The following is a 17,815-nucleotide window of genomic DNA, read 5'->3' as shown; positions in this document are numbered from 1 at the left end:
ATATTCACTGTAGCCATATGTCATGAGAGTTTATCGTTCCCAATACGCTCGAACGAACGTTCGGTTGCTTATTTTATGGCTTCTGTCAACGCTGTTTTAAAGATTAATGCGATCTATATCACGCTGTGGGTATTGCAGTTTTTGGTTTTTTGATCGCGGTGTCAGTTCTTTTTATTTCCATTTCTCTTCCATGGGTTTCTCACAGATAACTGTGTGCAACACAGAATTGGTTAACTAATCAGATTAAAGGTTGACCAGTATTATTATCTTAATGAGGAGTCCCTTATGTTACGTCCTGTAGAAACCCCAACCCGTGAAATCAAAAAACTCGATGGCCTGTGGGCATTCAGTCTGGATCGCGAAAACTGTGGAATTGATCAGCGTTGGTGGGAAAGCGCGTTACAAGAAAGCCGGGCAATTGCTGTGCCAGGCAGTTTTAACGATCAGTTCGCCGATGCAGATATTCGTAATTATGCGGGCAACGTCTGGTATCAGCGCGAAGTCTTTATACCGAAAGGTTGGGCAGGCCAGCGTATCGTGCTGCGTTTCGATGCGGTCACTCATTACGGCAAAGTGTGGGTCAATAATCAGGAAGTGATGGAGCATCAGGGCGGCTATACGCCATTTGAAGCCGATGTCACGCCGTATGTTATTGCCGGGAAAAGTGTACGTATCACCGTTTGTGTGAACAACGAACTGAACTGGCAGACTATCCCGCCGGGAATGGTGATTACCGACGAAAACGGCAAGAAAAAGCAGTCTTACTTCCATGATTTCTTTAACTATGCCGGGATCCATCGCAGCGTAATGCTCTACACCACGCCGAACACCTGGGTGGACGATATCACCGTGGTGACGCATGTCGCGCAAGACTGTAACCACGCGTCTGTTGACTGGCAGGTGGTGACCAATGGTGATGTCAGCGTTGAACTGCGTGATGCGGATCAACAGGTGGTTGCAACTGGACAAGGCACTAGCGGGACTTTGCAAGTGGTGAATCCGCACCTCTGGCAACCGGGTGAAGGTTATCTCTATGAACTGTGCGTCACAGCCAAAAGCCAGACAGAGTATGATATCTACCCGCTTCGCGTCGGCATCCGGTCAGTGGCAGTGAAGGGCGAACAGTTCCTGATTAACCACAAACCGTTCTACTTTACGGGTTTTGGTCGTCATGAAGATGCGGACTTGCGTGGCAAAGGATTCGATAACGTGCTGATGGTGCACGACCACGCATTAATGGACTGGATTGGGGCCAACTCCTACCGTACCTCGCATTACCCTTACGCTGAAGAGATGCTCGACTGGGCAGATGAACATGGCATCGTGGTGATTGATGAAACTGCTGCTGTCGGCTTTAACCTCTCTTTAGGCATTGGTTTCGAAGCGGGCAACAAGCCGAAAGAACTGTACAGCGAAGAGGCAGTCAACGGGGAAACTCAGCAAGCGCACTTACAGGCGATTAAAGAGCTGATAGCGCGTGACAAAAACCACCCAAGCGTGGTGATGTGGAGTATTGCCAACGAACCGGATACCCGTCCGCAAGGTGCACGGGAATATTTCGCGCCACTGGCGGAAGCAACGCGTAAACTCGACCCGACGCGTCAGCGCCGTCGTCGGTGAACAGGTATGGAATTTCGCCGATTTTGCGACCTCGCAAGGCATATTGCGCGTTGGCGGTAACAAGAAAGGGATCTTCACTCGCGACCGCAAACCGAAGTCGGCGGCTTTTCTGCTGCAAAAACGCTGGACTGGCATGAACTTCGGTGAAAAACCGCAGCAGGGAGGCAAACAATGAATCAACAACTCTCCTGGCGCACCATCGTCGGCTACAGCCTCGGTGACGTCGCCAATAACTTCGCCTTCGCAATGGGAGCGCTCTTCCTGTTGAGTTACTACACCGACGTCGCTGGCGTCGGTGCCGCTGCGGCGGGCACCATGCTGTTACTGGTGCGGGTATTCGATGCCTTCGCCGACGTCTTTGCCGGACGAGTGGTGGACAGTGTGAATACCCGCTGGGGAAAATTCCGCCCGTTTTTACTCTTCGGTACTGCGCCGTTAATGATCTTCAGCGTGCTGGTATTCTGGGTGCCGACCGACTGGAGCCATGGTAGCAAAGTGGTGTATGCATATTTGACCTACATGGGCCTCGGGCTTTGCTACAGCCTGGTGAATATTCCTTATGGTTCACTTGCTACCGCGATGACCCAACAACCACAATCCCGCGCCCGTCTGGGCGCGGCTCGTGGGATTGCCGCTTCATTGACCTTTGTCTGCCTGGCATTTCTGATAGGACCGAGCATTAAGAACTCCAGCCCGGAAGAGATGGTGTCGGTATACCATTTCTGGACAATTGTGCTGGCGATTGCCGGAATGGTGCTTTACTTCATCTGCTTCAAATCGACGCGTGAGAATGTGGTACGTATCGTTGCGCAGCCGTCATTGAATATCAGTCTGCAAACCCTGAAACGGAATCGCCCGCTGTTTATGTTGTGCATCGGTGCGCTGTGTGTGCTGATTTCGACCTTTGCGGTCAGCGCCTCGTCGTTGTTCTACGTGCGCTATGTGTTAAATGATACCGGGCTGTTCACTGTGCTGGTACTGGTGCAAAACCTGGTTGGTACTGTGGCATCGGCACCGCTGGTGCCGGGGATGGTCGCGAGGATCGGTAAAAAGAATACCTTCCTGATTGGCGCTTTGCTGGGAACCTGCGGTTATCTGCTGTTCTTCTGGGTTTCCGTCTGGTCACTGCCGGTGGCGTTGGTTGCGTTGGCCATCGCTTCAATTGGTCAGGGCGTTACCATGACCGTGATGTGGGCGCTGGAAGCTGATACCGTAGAATACGGTGAATACCTGACCGGCGTGCGAATTGAAGGGCTCACCTATTCACTATTCTCATTTACCCGTAAATGCGGTCAGGCAATCGGAGGTTCAATTCCTGCCTTTATTTTGGGGTTAAGCGGATATATCGCCAATCAGGTGCAAACGCCGGAAGTTATTATGGGCATCCGCACATCAATTGCCTTAGTACCTTGCGGATTTATGCTACTGGCATTCGTTATTATCTGGTTTTATCCGCTCACGGATAAAAAATTCAAAGAAATCGTGGTTGAAATTGATAATCGTAAAAAAGTGCAGCAGCAATTAATCAGCGATATCACTAATTAATATTCAATAAAAATAATCAGAACATCAAAGGTGCAACTATGAGAAAAATAGTGGCCATGGCCGTTATTTGCCTGACGGCTGCCTCTGGCCTTACCTCTGCTTATGCGGCGCAACTGGCTGACGATGAAGCGGGACTACGCATCAGACTGAAAAACGAATTGCGCAGGGCGGATAAGCCCAGTGCTGGCGCGGGAAGAGATATTTACGCATGGGTACAGGGAGGATTGCTCGATTTCAATAGTGGTTATTATTCCAATATTATTGGCGTTGAAGGCGGGGCGTATTATGTTTATAAATTAGGTGCTCGTGCTGATATGAGTACCCGGTGGTATCTTGATGGTGATAAAAGTTTTGGCTTTGCTCTGGGGGCAGTAAAAATAAAACCCAGTGAAAATAGCCTGCTTAAATTAGGTCGCTTCGGGACGGATTATAGTTATGGTAGCTTACCTTATCGTATTCCGTTAATGGCTGGCAGTTCGCAACGTACATTACCGACAGTTTCTGAAGGAGCATTAGGTTATTGGGCTTTAACACCAAATATTGATCTGTGGGGAATGTGGCGTTCACGAGTATTTTTATGGACTGATTCAACAACCGGTATTCGTGATGAAGGGGTGTATAACAGCCAGACGGGAAAATACGATAAACATCGCGCACGTTCTTTTTTAGCCGCCAGTTGGCATGATGATACCAGTCGCTATTCTCTGGGGGCATCGGTACAGAAAGATGTTTCCAATCAGATGCAAAGTATTCTCGAGAAAAGCATACCGCTCGACCCGAATTATACGTTGAAAGGGGAGTTGCTCGGCTTTTACGCGCAGCTCGAAGGTTTAAGTCGTAATACCAGCCAGCCCAATGAAACGGCGTTGGTTAGTGGACAATTGACCTGGAATGCGCCGTGGGGAAGCGTATTTGGCAGTGGTGGTTATTTGCGCCATGCAATGAATGGTGCCGTGGTGGATACCGACATTGGCTATCCCTTTTCATTAAGTCTTGATCGTAACCGTGAAGGAATGCAGTCCTGGCAATTGGGCGTCAACTATCGTTTAACGCCGCAATTTACGCTGACATTTGCACCGATTGTGACTCGCGGCTATGAATCCAGTAAACGAGATGTGCGGATTGAAGGCACGGGTATCTTAGGTGGTATGAACTATCGGGTCAGCGAAGGGCCGTTACAAGGGATGAATTTCTTTCTTGCTGCCGATAAAGGGCGGGAAAAGCGCGATGGCAGTACGCTGGGCGATCGCCTGAATTACTGGGATGTGAAAATGAGTATTCAGTATGACTTTATGCTGAAGTAAAAAATAACGCCGGAGAGAAAAATCTCCGGCGTTTTGTCTGTGAATTACTGCTGCGGAATAGCGGGTACGACCGGAACATTTAATGCCGGCATTGCAAACATACCAACGAAATCTTCCAGTGGCATTTTCTGCCCGTTTAACGTTATCTGACCGTTAGTATATTGCAGGCTGGTGGTGATGGTATTGTCCTGCAAGGTGGTCAGACGGAACATCTGCCCCATTGCTGATGCACCTTCAACTTGCTGTTTCGCCAGTTTTTTCGCTTGATCTTCCTGATAACCTTCCAGCTTCGCTACCTGAGTCATAAACTCAGTTGCCATATCCACCGGAATGGTCAGTTTCGCATCCAGAGATTTAACCGAACGATCTACTTCCTGCGCCAGCGTTTGCGGCGCTTCTTTAGTCGTTGCCGGATCTTTCAGGAACAGCGACAGATTCAGCGCACTTTCACCCTGACTGTTTTTCCAGCTTAGCGGCGCGATAGTAATCACCGGATCGCCTTTCAACATCAGCGGCAGGGCGCTAAAGAAGGCTTCCGTCACTTTCTCCTGATAAAGTTCGGGATTGTTGGCAATTTCTGGCTGTGCCAGCAGCGCCTGAGTTTGCGCGTTATATTGCTGGCTAAACTGATGCCAGGCTTCACCATCAATCTGGCCGACTTTTAAAGTCAGCTTGCCGCTGCCCAGATCCTGATTCTGTACCTTCAGGCTGTTTAGCGAGTAATCCAGTTGGCTATTGATCGTTTTACCGTCATTGACCAGATCCGATTTACCGCTGATCTCCATGCCTTCCAGCAGTGCCAGTTCTTTGCCTTCCACTGAAATGGTCATTTTTTCCAGTGACAGTTTTTGGTTTCCTACGCGCTCACCAAAACTTGCCAGCGTGCTGGAACCGTCGGTTTTCAGATTATTAAAGGTCAACTGCACTTTCTGGTTGTATTCGTTAACTGCGTCTATCCGACCACTTTGCGCCTCCCCGGAAAGGGAGATGGCTTTGCCGTCTCTGTCAGCATTTAACTGGAACTCGCCGCCGCTAAAGGCGACTTTTTCATCCTTTTGCTCGTAATTCAGTGGCTTGAGCGAAATATCGGAACTGGAATCACCGCTGTAACCAATGCGCGAGTTAATCTCAAAAGGCGTTTCACCTTTTGCCATATCAAACAGTGGTTTGCTTACTTCGTTATTAACCAGCGTGGTTTGAATTGATGCCATCGACGGGATCAGGTTCAGTTTTTTAAGCTGGGCAAGCGGGAAGGGACCATGATCAACCGATTCGTTGAAGATGACGCTCTGACCGCTTTTAATCCACGGATTTTCTTTCCCGGCAATGGGTTTCACCAACAGTTGCAACTGGCTGCTGAATACGCCGCGATGATAGTTTTGATAACTCACTTCCAGGTTGGATTCAGGAGCTGTCAGTTTGAGTTGCGCGTTCGCCTGCGCGACCATGTCTTCGAGATGGGTTTCAATCTTCTTGCCTGTATACCATGCGCCGCCTGTCCAGACTACGCCTAGCGCAACAATGACGCCTACCGCTACCAGCGATTTATTCATAATGATTATCCATAAAATGAAATCAGGCGGACTGGCCGCCTGAAGGTGTTATAAGCCTTTAATAAGCTTAGCAAGAGATGTTAATTTTTTCAGTAAGCTCTTACAGCTTGTTGTAAACACGCGCTAAACGGCCGTGGCCTTTGACAGTCACCGGTGATTCGTTGGCGGCAATAAACGCTGATTCACCCGGTTTAAGCTGTAACTGCTGAGAACCTTTCCACAACGTTGCATCGCCTTCGACGCAGAACAAAATGGCGGCACTCTGCTGGCTAATGGTGGTTTCTTTATCACTAAGGTCATGCAGCGAGAAGGCAAAATCATCCACTGGAATCGGGAAGTCCAGTTCTGCACCTTGTTTCACCGGCTGGGTCAACAACTGGTTAGCCGGTTTGGCTTCGAATTTCACATTGGCAACCAGTTCCGGAATATCAATGTACTTAGGCGTCAGACCCGCACGCAGCACGTTATCGGAGTTCGCCATCACTTCCAGCGCCACGCCTTGCAGGTAAGCGTGCGGTGTTTCAGCGAACAGGAACATCGCTTCGCCAGGATTCAATTTCACCACATTCAGTAACAGCGGGGAGAACAGGCCGCTGTCTTCCGGGTAAAATTCAGAAATTAAACGAATCGTTTGCCACGGTTCACCCTGCTGACTGTCGAGCGCCGATTTTAAAATCGCCAGCGCGCGGGATTTTTCTTCACCCTGCATATTCAACAGGCTGGCGAACAGTTCGCTTAAACGTTCGGCATTAGGCTGTTGTAAAAAGTGAGCAATTGCCGGATGTGCACCTGCGACTGGCTGGAGTAGGGAGACAATCTCGGAAAACTCACGAAACGCGTTCATCGCAAGGAAAGGCGTCAGCGCAAAAACCAGCTCCGGCTTGTGGTTAGGATCTTTATAGTTACGCTCGGCGGCATCCATCGGGATACCTGCGGCATTTTCTTTGGCAAAACCGATTTCAGAATTGCGTTTGTTTGGATGAACCTGAATGGAGAGCGGCTGTGCTGCGCATAATACTTTGAACAGGAAAGGCAGTTCGCCAAAGCGTTTGGCAACGGCCTCTCCGAGCAGAGTCGATTTATCACTCTCAATCACATCACGCAGTGAAACGATATCTCCGGCGGCATTCTGCACTCGTGAACTGCTTTTCGGATGTGCGCCCATCCACAGCTCGGCCATCGGCTGGCTGGACGGATTTTCCATACCATAAAGTTCAGTCAACGCCGTTTTGCTGCCCCAGGCATAGTTTTGCACTGAGTTAATGAGTTTTTGCATGATCAATCCCTGTTTTAATGTGGAAATTAATCCCACTATTAAAGCAAGAATCCTACGGGAAGTAACCTGGAGTCGCAAAAAGTCGTACTAGTCTCAGTTTTTGTTAAAAAAGTGTGTAGGATATTGTTACTCGCTTTTAACAGGGCAACGGAACACCCGCCCAGAGCATAACCAAACCAGGCAGTAAGTGAGAGAACAATGTCAAACAAACCCTTTCATTATCAGGCTCCTTTTCCACTCAAAAAAGATGATACTGAGTATTACCTGCTAACCAGCGAACACGTTAGCGTATCTGAATTTGAAGGGCAGGAGATTTTGAAAGTCGCACCCGAAGCGTTAACTCTGTTGGCGCGTCAGGCGTTTCATGATGCGTCGTTTATGCTGCGTCCGGCTCACCAACAACAGGTGGCCGACATTCTGCGTGACCCGGAGGCCAGCGAAAATGATAAATATGTGGCGCTGCAATTCCTGCGTAACTCCGACATCGCGGCGAAAGGCGTTCTGCCAACCTGTCAGGATACCGGCACTGCGATTATTGTTGGTAAAAAAGGGCAGCGTGTATGGACCGGTGGCTGTGATGAAGCGGCGCTGGCGCGCGGTGTCTATAACACTTATATCGAAGATAATTTGCGCTACTCGCAAAACGCGCCGCTGGATATGTATAAAGAGGTGAATACCGGCACCAATCTGCCAGCGCAGATCGATCTTTATGCCGTTGATGGCGACGAGTACAAATTCCTCTGTATCGCCAAAGGTGGTGGTTCGGCAAACAAGACGTATCTCTATCAGGAAACCAAAGCGTTACTAACGCCGGGGAAACTGAAAAATTACCTGGTTGAGAAGATGCGCACGCTGGGTACGGCGGCCTGTCCTCCGTATCATATTGCGTTCGTAATTGGTGGAACTTCTGCAGAAACTAACCTTAAAACAGTGAAACTGGCTTCCGCTAAATACTATGACGAACTGCCAACGGAAGGGAATGAGCACGGTCAGGCATTCCGCGATGTGGAACTGGAAAAAGAATTGCTGATCGAAGCGCAAAATCTCGGTCTGGGTGCGCAGTTTGGTGGTAAATACTTCGCTCACGACATACGCGTGATTCGCCTGCCACGTCACGGCGCATCCTGTCCGGTTGGTATGGGTGTTTCCTGCTCTGCTGACCGTAATATCAAAGCGAAGATCAACCGTCAGGGGATCTGGATCGAAAAACTGGAACATAATCCAGGTAGATATATCCCTGAAGAGCTGCGTAAAGCGGGAGAAGGCGAAGCGGTGCGCGTTGACCTTAACCGTCCGATGAAAGAGATCCTCGCACAGTTGTCGCAGTATCCCGTTTCTACACGCTTATCGCTTAACGGCACGATTATCGTCGGTCGTGATATTGCTCACGCCAAACTGAAAGAGCGGATGGATAACGGTGAAGGGCTGCCGCAGTACATTAAAGATCATCCGATTTACTACGCGGGTCCGGCCAAAACGCCGGAAGGTTATGCCTCCGGTTCTCTTGGCCCAACGACCGCCGGACGGATGGATTCTTATGTCGATCAACTGCAAGCGCAGGGCGGAAGTATGATCATGCTGGCGAAAGGCAACCGCAGCCAGCAGGTGACGGATGCCTGTAAAAAACACGGCGGCTTCTACCTTGGCAGTATCGGTGGTCCGGCCGCTGTATTGGCGCAGGGAAGTATTAAGAGCCTGGAATGTGTTGAATATCCGGAACTGGGAATGGAAGCCATCTGGAAAATTGAAGTGGAAGATTTCCCGGCGTTTATCCTTGTGGATGATAAAGGAAATGACTTCTTCCAGCAGATACAACTCACACAGTGCACTCGCTGTGTGAAATAAACAGAGCCGCCCTTCGGGGCGGTTTTTTTACATGGCACGAAAGACCAAACATTTGTTATCAAATAGTAAATAATAAGTGAGCTAAAAGTTGCTTAACGAAAGCAAAACAGAAAGAAAAAATTAAACAGGTGAGGAGCAGGCCATGAATACAGTACGCAGCGAAAAAGATTCGATGGGGGCGATTGATGTCCCGGCAGATAAGCTGTGGGGCGCACAAACTCAACGCTCGCTGGAGCATTTCCGCATTTCGACGGAGAAAATGCCCACCTCACTGATTCATGCGCTGGCGCTAACCAAGCGCGCAGCGGCAAAAGTTAATGAAGATTTAGGCTTGTTGTCTGAAGAGAAAGCGAGCGCCATTCGGCAGGCGGCGGATGAAGTACTGGCAGGACAGCATGACGACGAATTCCCGCTGGCTATCTGGCAGACCGGCTCCGGCACGCAAAGTAACATGAACATGAACGAAGTGCTGGCTAACCGGGCCAGTGAATTACTCGGCGGCGTGCGCGGGATGGAACGTAAAGTTCACCCTAACGACGACGTGAACAAAAGCCAAAGTTCCAACGATGTCTTTCCGACGGCGATGCACGTTGCGGCGCTGCTGGCGCTGCGCAAGCAACTCATTCCGCAGCTTAAAACCCTGACACAGACGCTGAGTGAAAAATCGCGTGCATTTGCCGATATCGTCAAAATCGGTCGAACCCACTTGCAGGACGCCACGCCGCTAACACTGGGGCAGGAGATTTCCGGCTGGGTAGCGATGCTCGAGTATAATCTCAAACATATCGAATACAGCCTGCCTCACGTAGCGGAACTGGCTCTTGGCGGTACAGCGGTGGGTACTGGACTAAATACCCATCCGGAGTATGCGCGTCGCGTAGCAGATGAACTGGCAGTCATTACCTGTGCACCGTTTGTTACCGCGCCGAACAAATTTGAAGCGCTGGCGACCTGTGATGCTCTGGTTCAGGCGCACGGCGCGTTGAAAGGGTTGGCTGCGTCACTGATGAAAATCGCCAATGATGTCCGCTGGCTGGCCTCTGGCCCGCGCTGCGGAATTGGTGAAATCTCAATCCCGGAAAATGAGCCGGGCAGCTCAATCATGCCGGGGAAAGTGAATCCAACACAGTGTGAGGCATTAACCATGCTCTGCTGTCAGGTGATGGGGAACGACGTGGCGATCAACATGGGGGGCGCTTCCGGTAACTTTGAACTGAACGTCTTCCGTCCAATGGTGATCCACAATTTCCTGCAATCGGTGCGCTTGCTGGCAGATGGCATGGAAAGTTTTAACAAACACTGCGCAGTGGGTATTGAACCGAATCGTGAGCGAATCAATCAATTACTCAATGAATCGCTGATGCTGGTGACTGCGCTTAACACCCACATTGGTTATGACAAAGCCGCGGAGATCGCCAAAAAAGCGCATAAAGAAGGGCTGACCTTAAAAGCTGCGGCCCTTGCGCTGGGGTATCTTAGCGAAGCCGAGTTTGACAGCTGGGTACGGCCAGAACAGATGGTCGGCAGTATGAAAGCCGGGCGTTAATCCGCAACATACAGGTGCAGCCGGGGAATGATCAAACGAAGCGGCTGCGCCTGTGGTTTATAACGGTGTTGCACATTGTCGGCATCGTAATTTAACAACTCCCCAACATCCGGCACGCCCGCGCCATTATCCCGATTAATCAGCGCAATAAGCGGTGTAGGGCAAGCGTGTTGTACTTGTTTTTGATCTCCTTTGTACCAGACGCGGGCAATCGGCTGCACCTTCACCGGACGTTTGATTTTTAACTTCGCGTTCTGTGGCAGGGCAGCGATATCCTGATACTCTCGCTCCAGTTTTCTTTGCCACTCCTCGCGCGTCCACGGTGCGACACTGCGTGGTGATTTCAGGCTTTTTTCCAGCTGTGCCAGGACTTCATCACGATGCAAATTTTTAATGATATGTTTATTAGCCCAGCCAAAACGTAAAGTGGCGGGGTCGTGCAGAACGGTGAGCGTGCGGTAAGCATTAAGGGTGATCAGCCCCGGCAAATGACGATGCACCCATTCAAAACGTGCCGCGGTGGGGAGTTCTGATTCAACCGTGACGATATGCTCGAACGTGGTCTTGAGTTTATTGATGTGCTGAATATGACTGACCAACGCTGCTTGCGAAAGGTTATCGACCTGGTAACACAACACGCCAGGCAGACGGACAGCGGCCTTGCTGCTGCGATTTTCGGACTGTTGTTGAATAAATAAATGGCGGAAATGACGCAACGCCAGCGACTGCGCGTCGTTGCCGAGATGTTGTTTTACCTCAATACGATTAAGCGGATTATGCTCATCCTCTTTTTTTACCTCCGGCAAAGAGAACACGCGGGCAACCAATAGCTTGTGTTGCTCAAGATGAGCGGCAAATGCAGCCAGCTCTTGTTCCATCTGGCGAAAAGTAGTGTTGAGTCGGTCTACGAGATCGTAACGCGCCATAATATTAACCACTTTAGTTACAACATCCTTAATTTATAGCACAGTGGTGGTGACTTGACCACCGTGCGCGTAGTGTCAAGCAGAGGTAAATTGCGGGATGTTATGCCATAACGGCCAGCTAAACGAGAAGCGGGCACCACCCAGTTCGCTGGTGCCACAATTAACCGTACCGCCCATTGCCAGTGCTATAGAGTGGACAATTGCCAGTCCCAGCCCGCAGCCGCCGGTTGAGCGACCCCGGCTGGGATCGAGGCGAACAAAAGGTTCAAAGATATGTTCGCGGTTTTCTGGGGCAATCCCTGAGCCATCATCCTCAACAATTAATGTCGCTTTATTCCCCGACAGTAGCAGGCTGGTTTCAACCGTTGAATGGCAGTAGCGCAGGGCGTTATTGAGCAAATTATCCAGCACGCGCTCCATTAAGCGCATATCCAACGCCGCATAATGGCCTTGCATGAGCGTTTTTATCCGTACCGTTTTATCGGGCGTTACTGCCTGAATATCTGCCAGATGCGTTGACAGCCACAACGGCAGGTCTGGTTCGCTAAGATGAAGCTCGTTTTGTGGGCGATCGAGTCGGGCATAAGTCAGCAGCTCTTCAATTAAAGCTTCAAGTTGACTGATATCACGATTCAACGCCTGGGATTCGACGGCGCTCAGGTTATCGCTCATCTCCAGTCGATAACGCAGGCGCACTAACGGTGTTCGCAGTTCGTGAGCGATACCGTCAATAAGCTGTTTTTTGCTGGCAATTAAGGCGTTGATATTGTCCGCCATCTGGTTAAATGCGACGCCAAGTCGTTCAAAGCTCGAACCCTCATCAAAGTGGATACGTTCATTGAGATGCCCATCGCCAAATCGTTGCGCCGCTGCTTCCAGTTTTAACATATCCTGCCAGTGCGGACGCATCCAGATAAACACCGGAAAGGCGAGGGAAATAGCAATAAAAGCGATCAGGGCGATATCCAGCAATCGCATTTGATGGAGGTAATAAAGATAAGGAACAGGACCAACTGCCAGCACGTAGTGGCTGCGCGGGATACGCTGCAAAAACGTGTACTGATCGTCCAGGGCGACAATTTCGCCGCCACGCAGTCGGTGCATGGAAATATCATCAAGATGGTATTTACTCAGTGGCTCGACACGCAGATCGAAAGAGAGATTTAAATCCATCTCTTTCAGCGTCTTACCCCAGTCGTGTGGGGGGATCTCACGCAATTCGCTGCGCATCAGATACAGCGAACTGTTCATCAAATCATCCAGCGACTGTTTGCCCGCGCGTTCGGCGGTAAATTTGTACACCAGCCCAACCAGCAGAGACATCACAAGGAAGCAGACAAACAATAACAGGTAAAACTGGATAAACAATTTTTTCATCGCTTATTCCCATGCATGAGGCGCAAAAAGATAGCCTTTGTTACGCACGGTTTTAATGCGATAAGGTTCTGCGGCGTTATCGAGTAGTTTTTTTCTTAACCGCGAAATAGCCACGTCCACGCTACGATCCAGTCCGTCATAACTGACGCCGCGTAAATTTTTCAGCAATGCATCGCGGTCCATGATTTGCCCGGCATGGGTAGCTAATTCCCACAATAATTCGAAATCAGCTGTCGAGAGCGAGATTTCAGTGTTAGCCAGGGTGACTACGCGGTTGATGGGATCGATGGTCAACGTGCCGAAATGCAGGGCTTTGTAGGGAGTCAGAGACGTTTCCTGAAGACCTTTGGTCAGTGTGGCTTGCTCATTCTGACGCAAATGCAAACGTAAACGCGCTAGCAAAACAGCAGGGGGCGTCGTTTTGAGAATATAGTCGCAGGCACCCATTTCCAGTGCCAGGATGTGGTTCATATCGCTATCGAGAGAGGTTAGAAGAACAATCGGTCCAGACCACTTTGCGCGTAAATCACGACAAATGGTCATGCCGTCCTTGCCTGGTAGCATGATGTCGAGTAACACCAAATCCGGATTTTCTCGCAAAATGGTTTCTTCGGCCTGGTCGCCGCGCGGCTCTACGGTAACCTGCATATCATGTTTTGCCAGGTACGCGGCAATCAGTGAACCGACTTCCGCATCATCTTCCACAAATACGATAGTGTTCATAACATTCACGGTAGATATAAAAACGTCACAATACACCGCGCTGTTTTTACTTACTATCAATCGTTTCTAAACAAGTTTTCATCAGGTATTCTACTGATGACTTGTTATGGAAGTGTTAAGGTAAAAAGATGGGGCTGGTAATCAAAGCCGCGCTCGGTGCGCTGGTAGTGCTGTTGATTGGTGTTTTAGCAAAAACGAAAAATTATTATATCGCCGGGCTGATTCCACTTTTCCCGACCTTTGCGCTTATCGCGCATTATATTGTTGCCAGCGAACGCGGCATTGAAGCCTTACGCGCAACCATCATTTTTAGTATGTGGTCGATTATTCCCTATTTTGTTTACCTGGTGTCGCTGTGGTATTTCACCGGAATGATGCGCTTGCCCGCCGCTTTTGTTGGTTCTGTTGCGTGTTGGGGGATAAGCGCATGGGTGTTGATTATATGCTGGATAAAGCTGCATTAACGCAGATGACGGCCGCCATCAAGTGGGAAACTGCGTCCGGTGACAAAGCAACTGGTAAGTAAGTAATCGACCAGGTCGATCACTTCTTTCTCGCCAGGCGCGGTTTTCATCAGTGATTTATTCAGCGCCTGTTGTCGATATTCGGCATCATCATGTTCATTAAACAGGATCAGCGATGGCGCAATAGAATTCACTTTCACTTCCGGTGCCAGCTTGCGGGCAAACGAGCGGGTCATATTATCCAGTGCCGCTTTGCTTGCAGCATACGCAATATGTTTGTCGCTACCGCGCTCCACCACATAATCGGTAAAGTGAATGATATCGCTGGCGGCGTGTCCGTGCCCACGCAGTAATCTTTCCAGCGCATGGTTGAGCAGGTATGGGGTATTAACGTGGATCTGCATCATGCAAGCCAGTACGTCGGCCAGTGGCGCACCCGGTTTTTCCGCCATCCACGCACTGGCGTTATGCAAAATAGCACGCAGACCATGGGTGCTTTTTAGTACTTCATCGGCAAACGCCATCACACCGTCGTTGGTCGAAAAATCAGCCTGAATACACTGCGCACCTGCATTAATCAGTCCATCAATGGCTGGATAGTGTGTCCGATAGCTGACAATCACCGGTTGCTTTTGATTAATGAAATGCCATGCGAGGGCGAGGCCGATGCGACGACCTCCGCCAGTAATTAATATTGGCAAGGGCTGGGTTTTACCCATCGTTATCTCCTTTGCTATCCAACGATGGGATGAACGTTATCCCACCAGCATCCAGGTCGCCGGAACTGAGGCAATTAACAGCATGCCAATCAGCACCATTTCCTGACGGTTCAGTACATTATCATGGGTATGCGTTTTGCGCGCGTACAGGAAAACCAGCAGCCCCGGTGCATACAGAACAACGGATAACAGCAAGTGCATTGGACCAGAGGCGTACAATAACCATAAGCCATAAATGCAGGCACCGACACCTACCGCTTTATGCAGTGGACGGGTTGCGATTTTCAGCAAGAACGCGCCGACCAGGAAATAGGGCACCAGAATCATTTCTGAGGCGATGGTCAGCAACGTGTTGTAATCGGAACCGGTCAGCCAGATGAGTACCAGACAAATTTGCACGCAGATGTTGGTCAACCACAGTGAGGCGGATGGCGCAGCTTGTGCGTTCTGGCGCGCAAAAATGCGCGGGAATGCTTTATGAGTGGCGGCCAGGAACGGTACTTCTGCTGCCATGATGGTCCAGCTTAAGTACGCGCCGCAAACGGAAACGATCAAACCGGCAGCGATGATGATTTCGCCCCATGGTCCCATCATTTCCACCATCAGACCGGCCATTGACGGGTTACGAATTTCAGCCAGTTCAGGACGTGCCACCACACCCAGCGAAAGCAGCGTTACCAGCAAGTAAACGCCCAGAGCGGAGAGAACCGCCAGCAGTGTCGCTTTGCCAACATCACGTTTATTACGCGCACGCGCAGAAACAACCACGGCACCTTCCACACCAATGAAAACCCACAGGGTGATCAGCATGGTGTTTTTCACCTGTTCCCAAACGGGTACGCCAAGTGCAAGTCCGGTGAAGTCGAGCTTGAAGGTATCCAGTTTGAACATCATCATCGCCAGCACAACAAACAGACCCAGCGGCAACAATTTTGCCAGTGTCGCCACCAGGTTAATGCTGGCAGCGGTTTGCACCCCGCGCAGGATCAAAAAGTGAACAATCCACAATAAAGCCGATGCACCGACTATCGATTGCCAGGTATTACCATCGCCAAACAGGCGCAATTCCGGCGTGTCCGTAAAAAAGCTTAACGCGGAAAAAACGATCACCAGATAGGAGACGTTGGCGATGACTGCGCACAGCCAGTATCCCCATGCGGAACAAAAGCCGATTAGCTCGCCAAACCCTTCGCGGGCATAGGTAAAGATACCGCCGTCAAGTTCGGGACGAATGCGCGTGAGGATCAGCATGGCAAAGGCCAGCAATAAAATGCCAGCGCCAGTAATACCCCAGCCGATGAGCAGTGCTGCCGGGCTGGCAACTGCCGCCATATTTTGCGGCAGACTGAAAACACCCGCGCCCAGCATTGAGCTTAATACCAGCGCGGTGAGTGCGCTCAGTCCCAGTTTCTTTTCCATCGATATCCAGTGATTAAAACGTGATAAGAAGAATAAATATTAGGGCAAAACGCATAAAAATGGAGTTTGCCACTGAAGCGCGGGATTTTACGAAGAGATGTGTCTGCATGCAATGGTCGCGGGGAAATTTGTGACTAAAAATGCGAAAGGCGGCATCAAGCCGCCTTATAGGAGTAACTGAATAGTTATTTATACAGATCTGCGCTGACGGTCAGGTTATTACCACGTTCCTGCCACTGGCGGGTGATGTGGTAATACTTAGCACCTTTCTTCGCGGCACGTTTCGCAACCTGATAGGAGACTTCGGTCATGTTGCCGTAGTTGCCAGAGAATTTGATGCTGTCGAACGGGACCATCATCGCTGCGGTCGCTTTGTTCAGTTCTTCGACTTTAGTGCCATCCGGGAGCGTGACGGTGTAACGCCCGCCTTTTGATGACTGGGTTTCAAAGAAGCGACCGACTTCAGAACTTGGTGATGCGGTAGTCGCAACACCCGGGATCTCAACTTTCTTCGCGGCTTCGCCACCGGCAGCCAGAGCTGCACGTCCTGCTTCGGAATCTGCCGGGATCACATCCGGGCTCTGGACAATACGTTTCTTAGCATCTTTTTTATAGATGAATGCAGTAATACGCTGGTTGCCGCCCTGGTTGGCATCGATTTGACGAACGATGTAGAAAGAGTAGGCACCTTTCGCTTTTGCCGCTTTGGTGATGGCATCATTGACTTCTGGCTGGCTACGATAGAAGCCTTGGACGGTGACCGTGTCAAACGGTTCAATCAGAACAGCCTGATCTTTCGGCAGTTCGACAACACCGTTAATTACGCGATTACTTGTTTCTTCTGCTTTTTCAGCATCGGCTTTATAGAGGTCAGCGACCACACGCCAGTTACCGCTGTTACCAAAATCAGAAGTGTCGACAACATAAAAAGAGGCGGCACCTTCTTTATCTGCGCGACGAGAAACGGCTTTCACCGCTTCGCCAATAGCATTAAAACGACCGGTAACCACTACACGGTCAAAAGGTTTAACCGCTGCCGCTTGCTCCGGTGTCAGTTCTGTTGCTGCGTTAACGGAGAATGCCGTAGCAGAAAGCAGTGCCGACGCCAGGAGGGTGTTCTTAAGCTTCATAAAAATAATCCTTCGCCTTGCGCAAACCAGGTACTGGTATTGTTATTAACGAGAAACGTGGCTGATTATTGCATTTAAACGGTGTAACTGTCTGCGTCATTTTTCATATCACATTCCTTAAGCCAATTTTAATCCTGCTCAAATGACCGTCTATGCTTAAAAAACAGCCGTATCAGCATCATTACTACTGAAGCAACTGAATTGTATAAGTTAATTTAATGTTAAGTAGTGATTCGTGCCGGGGCGATGTCTCGTTTTACCCGACCGTCGAAGACAATTATCAGTCTTTATCCGGCGTTCTAAGGTGTTTATCCCACTATCACGGCTGAATCGTTAATATTTTGCGAGTTCACGCCGAAATACTGATT

General features: G+C 49.9%; 13 protein-coding genes and 1 pseudogene. 6 read left to right on the top strand and 8 right to left on the bottom strand.

The features are described 5' to 3' along the window. Positions 1 to 285 precede the first annotated feature (285 nt). From uidA to uidC, 3 genes and pseudogenes are all read left to right on the top strand, one after another. A pseudogene (gene uidA, locus RTW80_RS07155) lies at positions 286 to 1,795 on the top strand (beta-glucuronidase). Further along, positions 1,792 to 3,165 (top strand): glucuronide transporter, encoded by a 1,374-nt coding sequence (gene uidB, locus RTW80_RS07150; protein ID WP_001075863.1) that lies wholly within the window; start codon positions 1,792 to 1,794, stop codon positions 3,163 to 3,165. The pseudogene uidA and the gene uidB overlap by 4 nt, the downstream one beginning before the upstream one ends. A 38-nt stretch (positions 3,166 to 3,203) precedes the next feature. Further along, positions 3,204 to 4,469, top strand: a complete 1,266-nt coding sequence (uidC, locus tag RTW80_RS07145; RefSeq protein WP_312718763.1) for a glucuronide uptake porin UidC — start codon at positions 3,204 to 3,206, stop codon at positions 4,467 to 4,469. Between the two features lie 44 nt (positions 4,470 to 4,513). On the opposite strand, the gene RTW80_RS07140 is transcribed toward uidC, so the two are convergent. Both RTW80_RS07140 and manA read right to left on the bottom strand, forming a co-directional pair. Then, entirely contained in the window at positions 4,514 to 6,022 is a 1,509-nt protein-coding gene (locus tag RTW80_RS07140) for a YdgA family protein (RefSeq protein ID WP_001043342.1), read from the bottom strand. Between the two features lie 100 nt (positions 6,023 to 6,122). Then, positions 6,123 to 7,298, bottom strand: coding sequence for a mannose-6-phosphate isomerase (manA, locus tag RTW80_RS07135; RefSeq protein WP_001170683.1), 1,176 nt, complete (start codon positions 7,296 to 7,298; stop codon positions 6,123 to 6,125). A 198-nt stretch (positions 7,299 to 7,496) separates the two neighbouring features. On the opposite strand from manA, the gene fumB reads away from it, so the two are divergent. Together fumB and fumC are read left to right on the top strand one after the other, a co-directional pair. After that, entirely contained in the window at positions 7,497 to 9,143 is a 1,647-nt protein-coding gene (gene fumB, locus RTW80_RS07130) for a class I fumarate hydratase (RefSeq protein WP_032247481.1), read from the top strand. Between the two features lie 142 nt (positions 9,144 to 9,285). Continuing rightward, positions 9,286 to 10,689 carry a class II fumarate hydratase gene (gene fumC, locus RTW80_RS07125; RefSeq protein ID WP_001099115.1) on the top strand — a complete coding sequence of 468 codons (1,404 nt, stop codon included), beginning with the start codon at positions 9,286 to 9,288 and terminating at the stop codon, positions 10,687 to 10,689. Here the strand turns inward: fumC and tus are convergent. The 3 genes from tus to rstA all read right to left on the bottom strand — a co-directional run bounded on the left by tus (position 10,686) and on the right by rstA (position 13,715). Beyond that, positions 10,686 to 11,615, bottom strand: a complete 930-nt coding sequence (gene tus / locus RTW80_RS07120) for a DNA replication terminus site-binding protein (protein WP_001295399.1) — start codon at positions 11,613 to 11,615, stop codon at positions 10,686 to 10,688. The genes fumC and tus overlap by 4 nt on opposite strands. Before the next feature lie 75 nt (positions 11,616 to 11,690). Beyond that, complete coding sequence (gene rstB / locus RTW80_RS07115; RefSeq protein WP_063119285.1) at positions 11,691 to 12,992, bottom strand: two-component system sensor histidine kinase RstB; 1,302 nt, start codon at positions 12,990 to 12,992, stop codon at positions 11,691 to 11,693. Between the two features lie 3 nt (positions 12,993 to 12,995). Beyond that, complete coding sequence (gene rstA, locus RTW80_RS07110; RefSeq protein ID WP_001092508.1) at positions 12,996 to 13,715, bottom strand: two-component system response regulator RstA; 720 nt, start codon at positions 13,713 to 13,715, stop codon at positions 12,996 to 12,998. Between the two features lie 128 nt (positions 13,716 to 13,843). On the opposite strand from rstA, the gene RTW80_RS07105 reads away from it, so the two are divergent. After that, a complete protein-coding gene (locus tag RTW80_RS07105; RefSeq protein ID WP_000524868.1) occupies positions 13,844 to 14,179 on the top strand; it encodes a GlpM family protein in 336 nt (111 codons plus the stop codon). Here RTW80_RS07105 and folM read toward each other — a convergent pair. The 3 genes from folM to ydgH all read right to left on the bottom strand — a co-directional run bounded on the left by folM (position 14,176) and on the right by ydgH (position 17,447). Next, positions 14,176 to 14,898, bottom strand: a complete 723-nt coding sequence (gene folM / locus RTW80_RS07100) for a dihydromonapterin reductase (protein ID WP_000520804.1) — start codon at positions 14,896 to 14,898, stop codon at positions 14,176 to 14,178. The genes RTW80_RS07105 and folM overlap by 4 nt on opposite strands. A 36-nt stretch (positions 14,899 to 14,934) precedes the next feature. Further along, complete coding sequence (locus RTW80_RS07095) at positions 14,935 to 16,317, bottom strand: amino acid permease (protein ID WP_000412379.1); 1,383 nt, start codon at positions 16,315 to 16,317, stop codon at positions 14,935 to 14,937. Between the two features lie 185 nt (positions 16,318 to 16,502). Then, a complete protein-coding gene (gene ydgH / locus RTW80_RS07090; protein ID WP_000769322.1) occupies positions 16,503 to 17,447 on the bottom strand; it encodes a DUF1471 family protein YdgH in 945 nt (314 codons plus the stop codon). Between the last annotated feature and the right edge of the window lie 368 nt (positions 17,448 to 17,815).

The sequence above is a fragment of the Escherichia sp. AM3 genome (genome assembly GCF_032029835.1).
GTDB classification, from domain to species: domain Bacteria; phylum Pseudomonadota; class Gammaproteobacteria; order Enterobacterales; family Enterobacteriaceae; genus Escherichia; species Escherichia coli.
This window is presented reverse-complemented; position numbering and strand designations above follow the sequence as displayed.

What these genes read in the sequence shown, in the direction of transcription:
- uidB (WP_001075863.1), top strand. Translation starts at nt 1,792, where the DNA reads ATGAATCAACAACTCTCCTGGCGCACCATCGTCGGCTACAGCCTCGGT.
- uidC (WP_312718763.1), top strand. Translation starts at nt 3,204, where the DNA reads ATGAGAAAAATAGTGGCCATGGCCGTTATTTGCCTGACGGCTGCCTCT.
- rstB (WP_063119285.1), bottom strand. Translation starts at nt 12,992, where the DNA reads ATGAAAAAATTGTTTATCCAGTTTTACCTGTTATTGTTTGTCTGCTTC.
- RTW80_RS07105 (WP_000524868.1), top strand. Translation starts at nt 13,844, where the DNA reads ATGGGGCTGGTAATCAAAGCCGCGCTCGGTGCGCTGGTAGTGCTGTTG.
- rstA (WP_001092508.1), bottom strand. Translation starts at nt 13,715, where the DNA reads ATGAACACTATCGTATTTGTGGAAGATGATGCGGAAGTCGGTTCACTG.
- folM (WP_000520804.1), bottom strand. Translation starts at nt 14,898, where the DNA reads ATGGGTAAAACCCAGCCCTTGCCAATATTAATTACTGGCGGAGGTCGT.
- fumB (WP_032247481.1), top strand. Translation starts at nt 7,497, where the DNA reads ATGTCAAACAAACCCTTTCATTATCAGGCTCCTTTTCCACTCAAAAAA.
- RTW80_RS07140 (WP_001043342.1), bottom strand. Translation starts at nt 6,022, where the DNA reads ATGAATAAATCGCTGGTAGCGGTAGGCGTCATTGTTGCGCTAGGCGTA.
- tus (WP_001295399.1), bottom strand. Translation starts at nt 11,615, where the DNA reads ATGGCGCGTTACGATCTCGTAGACCGACTCAACACTACTTTTCGCCAG.
- RTW80_RS07095 (WP_000412379.1), bottom strand. Translation starts at nt 16,317, where the DNA reads ATGGAAAAGAAACTGGGACTGAGCGCACTCACCGCGCTGGTATTAAGC.
- manA (WP_001170683.1), bottom strand. Translation starts at nt 7,298, where the DNA reads ATGCAAAAACTCATTAACTCAGTGCAAAACTATGCCTGGGGCAGCAAA.
- ydgH (WP_000769322.1), bottom strand. Translation starts at nt 17,447, where the DNA reads ATGAAGCTTAAGAACACCCTCCTGGCGTCGGCACTGCTTTCTGCTACG.
- fumC (WP_001099115.1), top strand. Translation starts at nt 9,286, where the DNA reads ATGAATACAGTACGCAGCGAAAAAGATTCGATGGGGGCGATTGATGTC.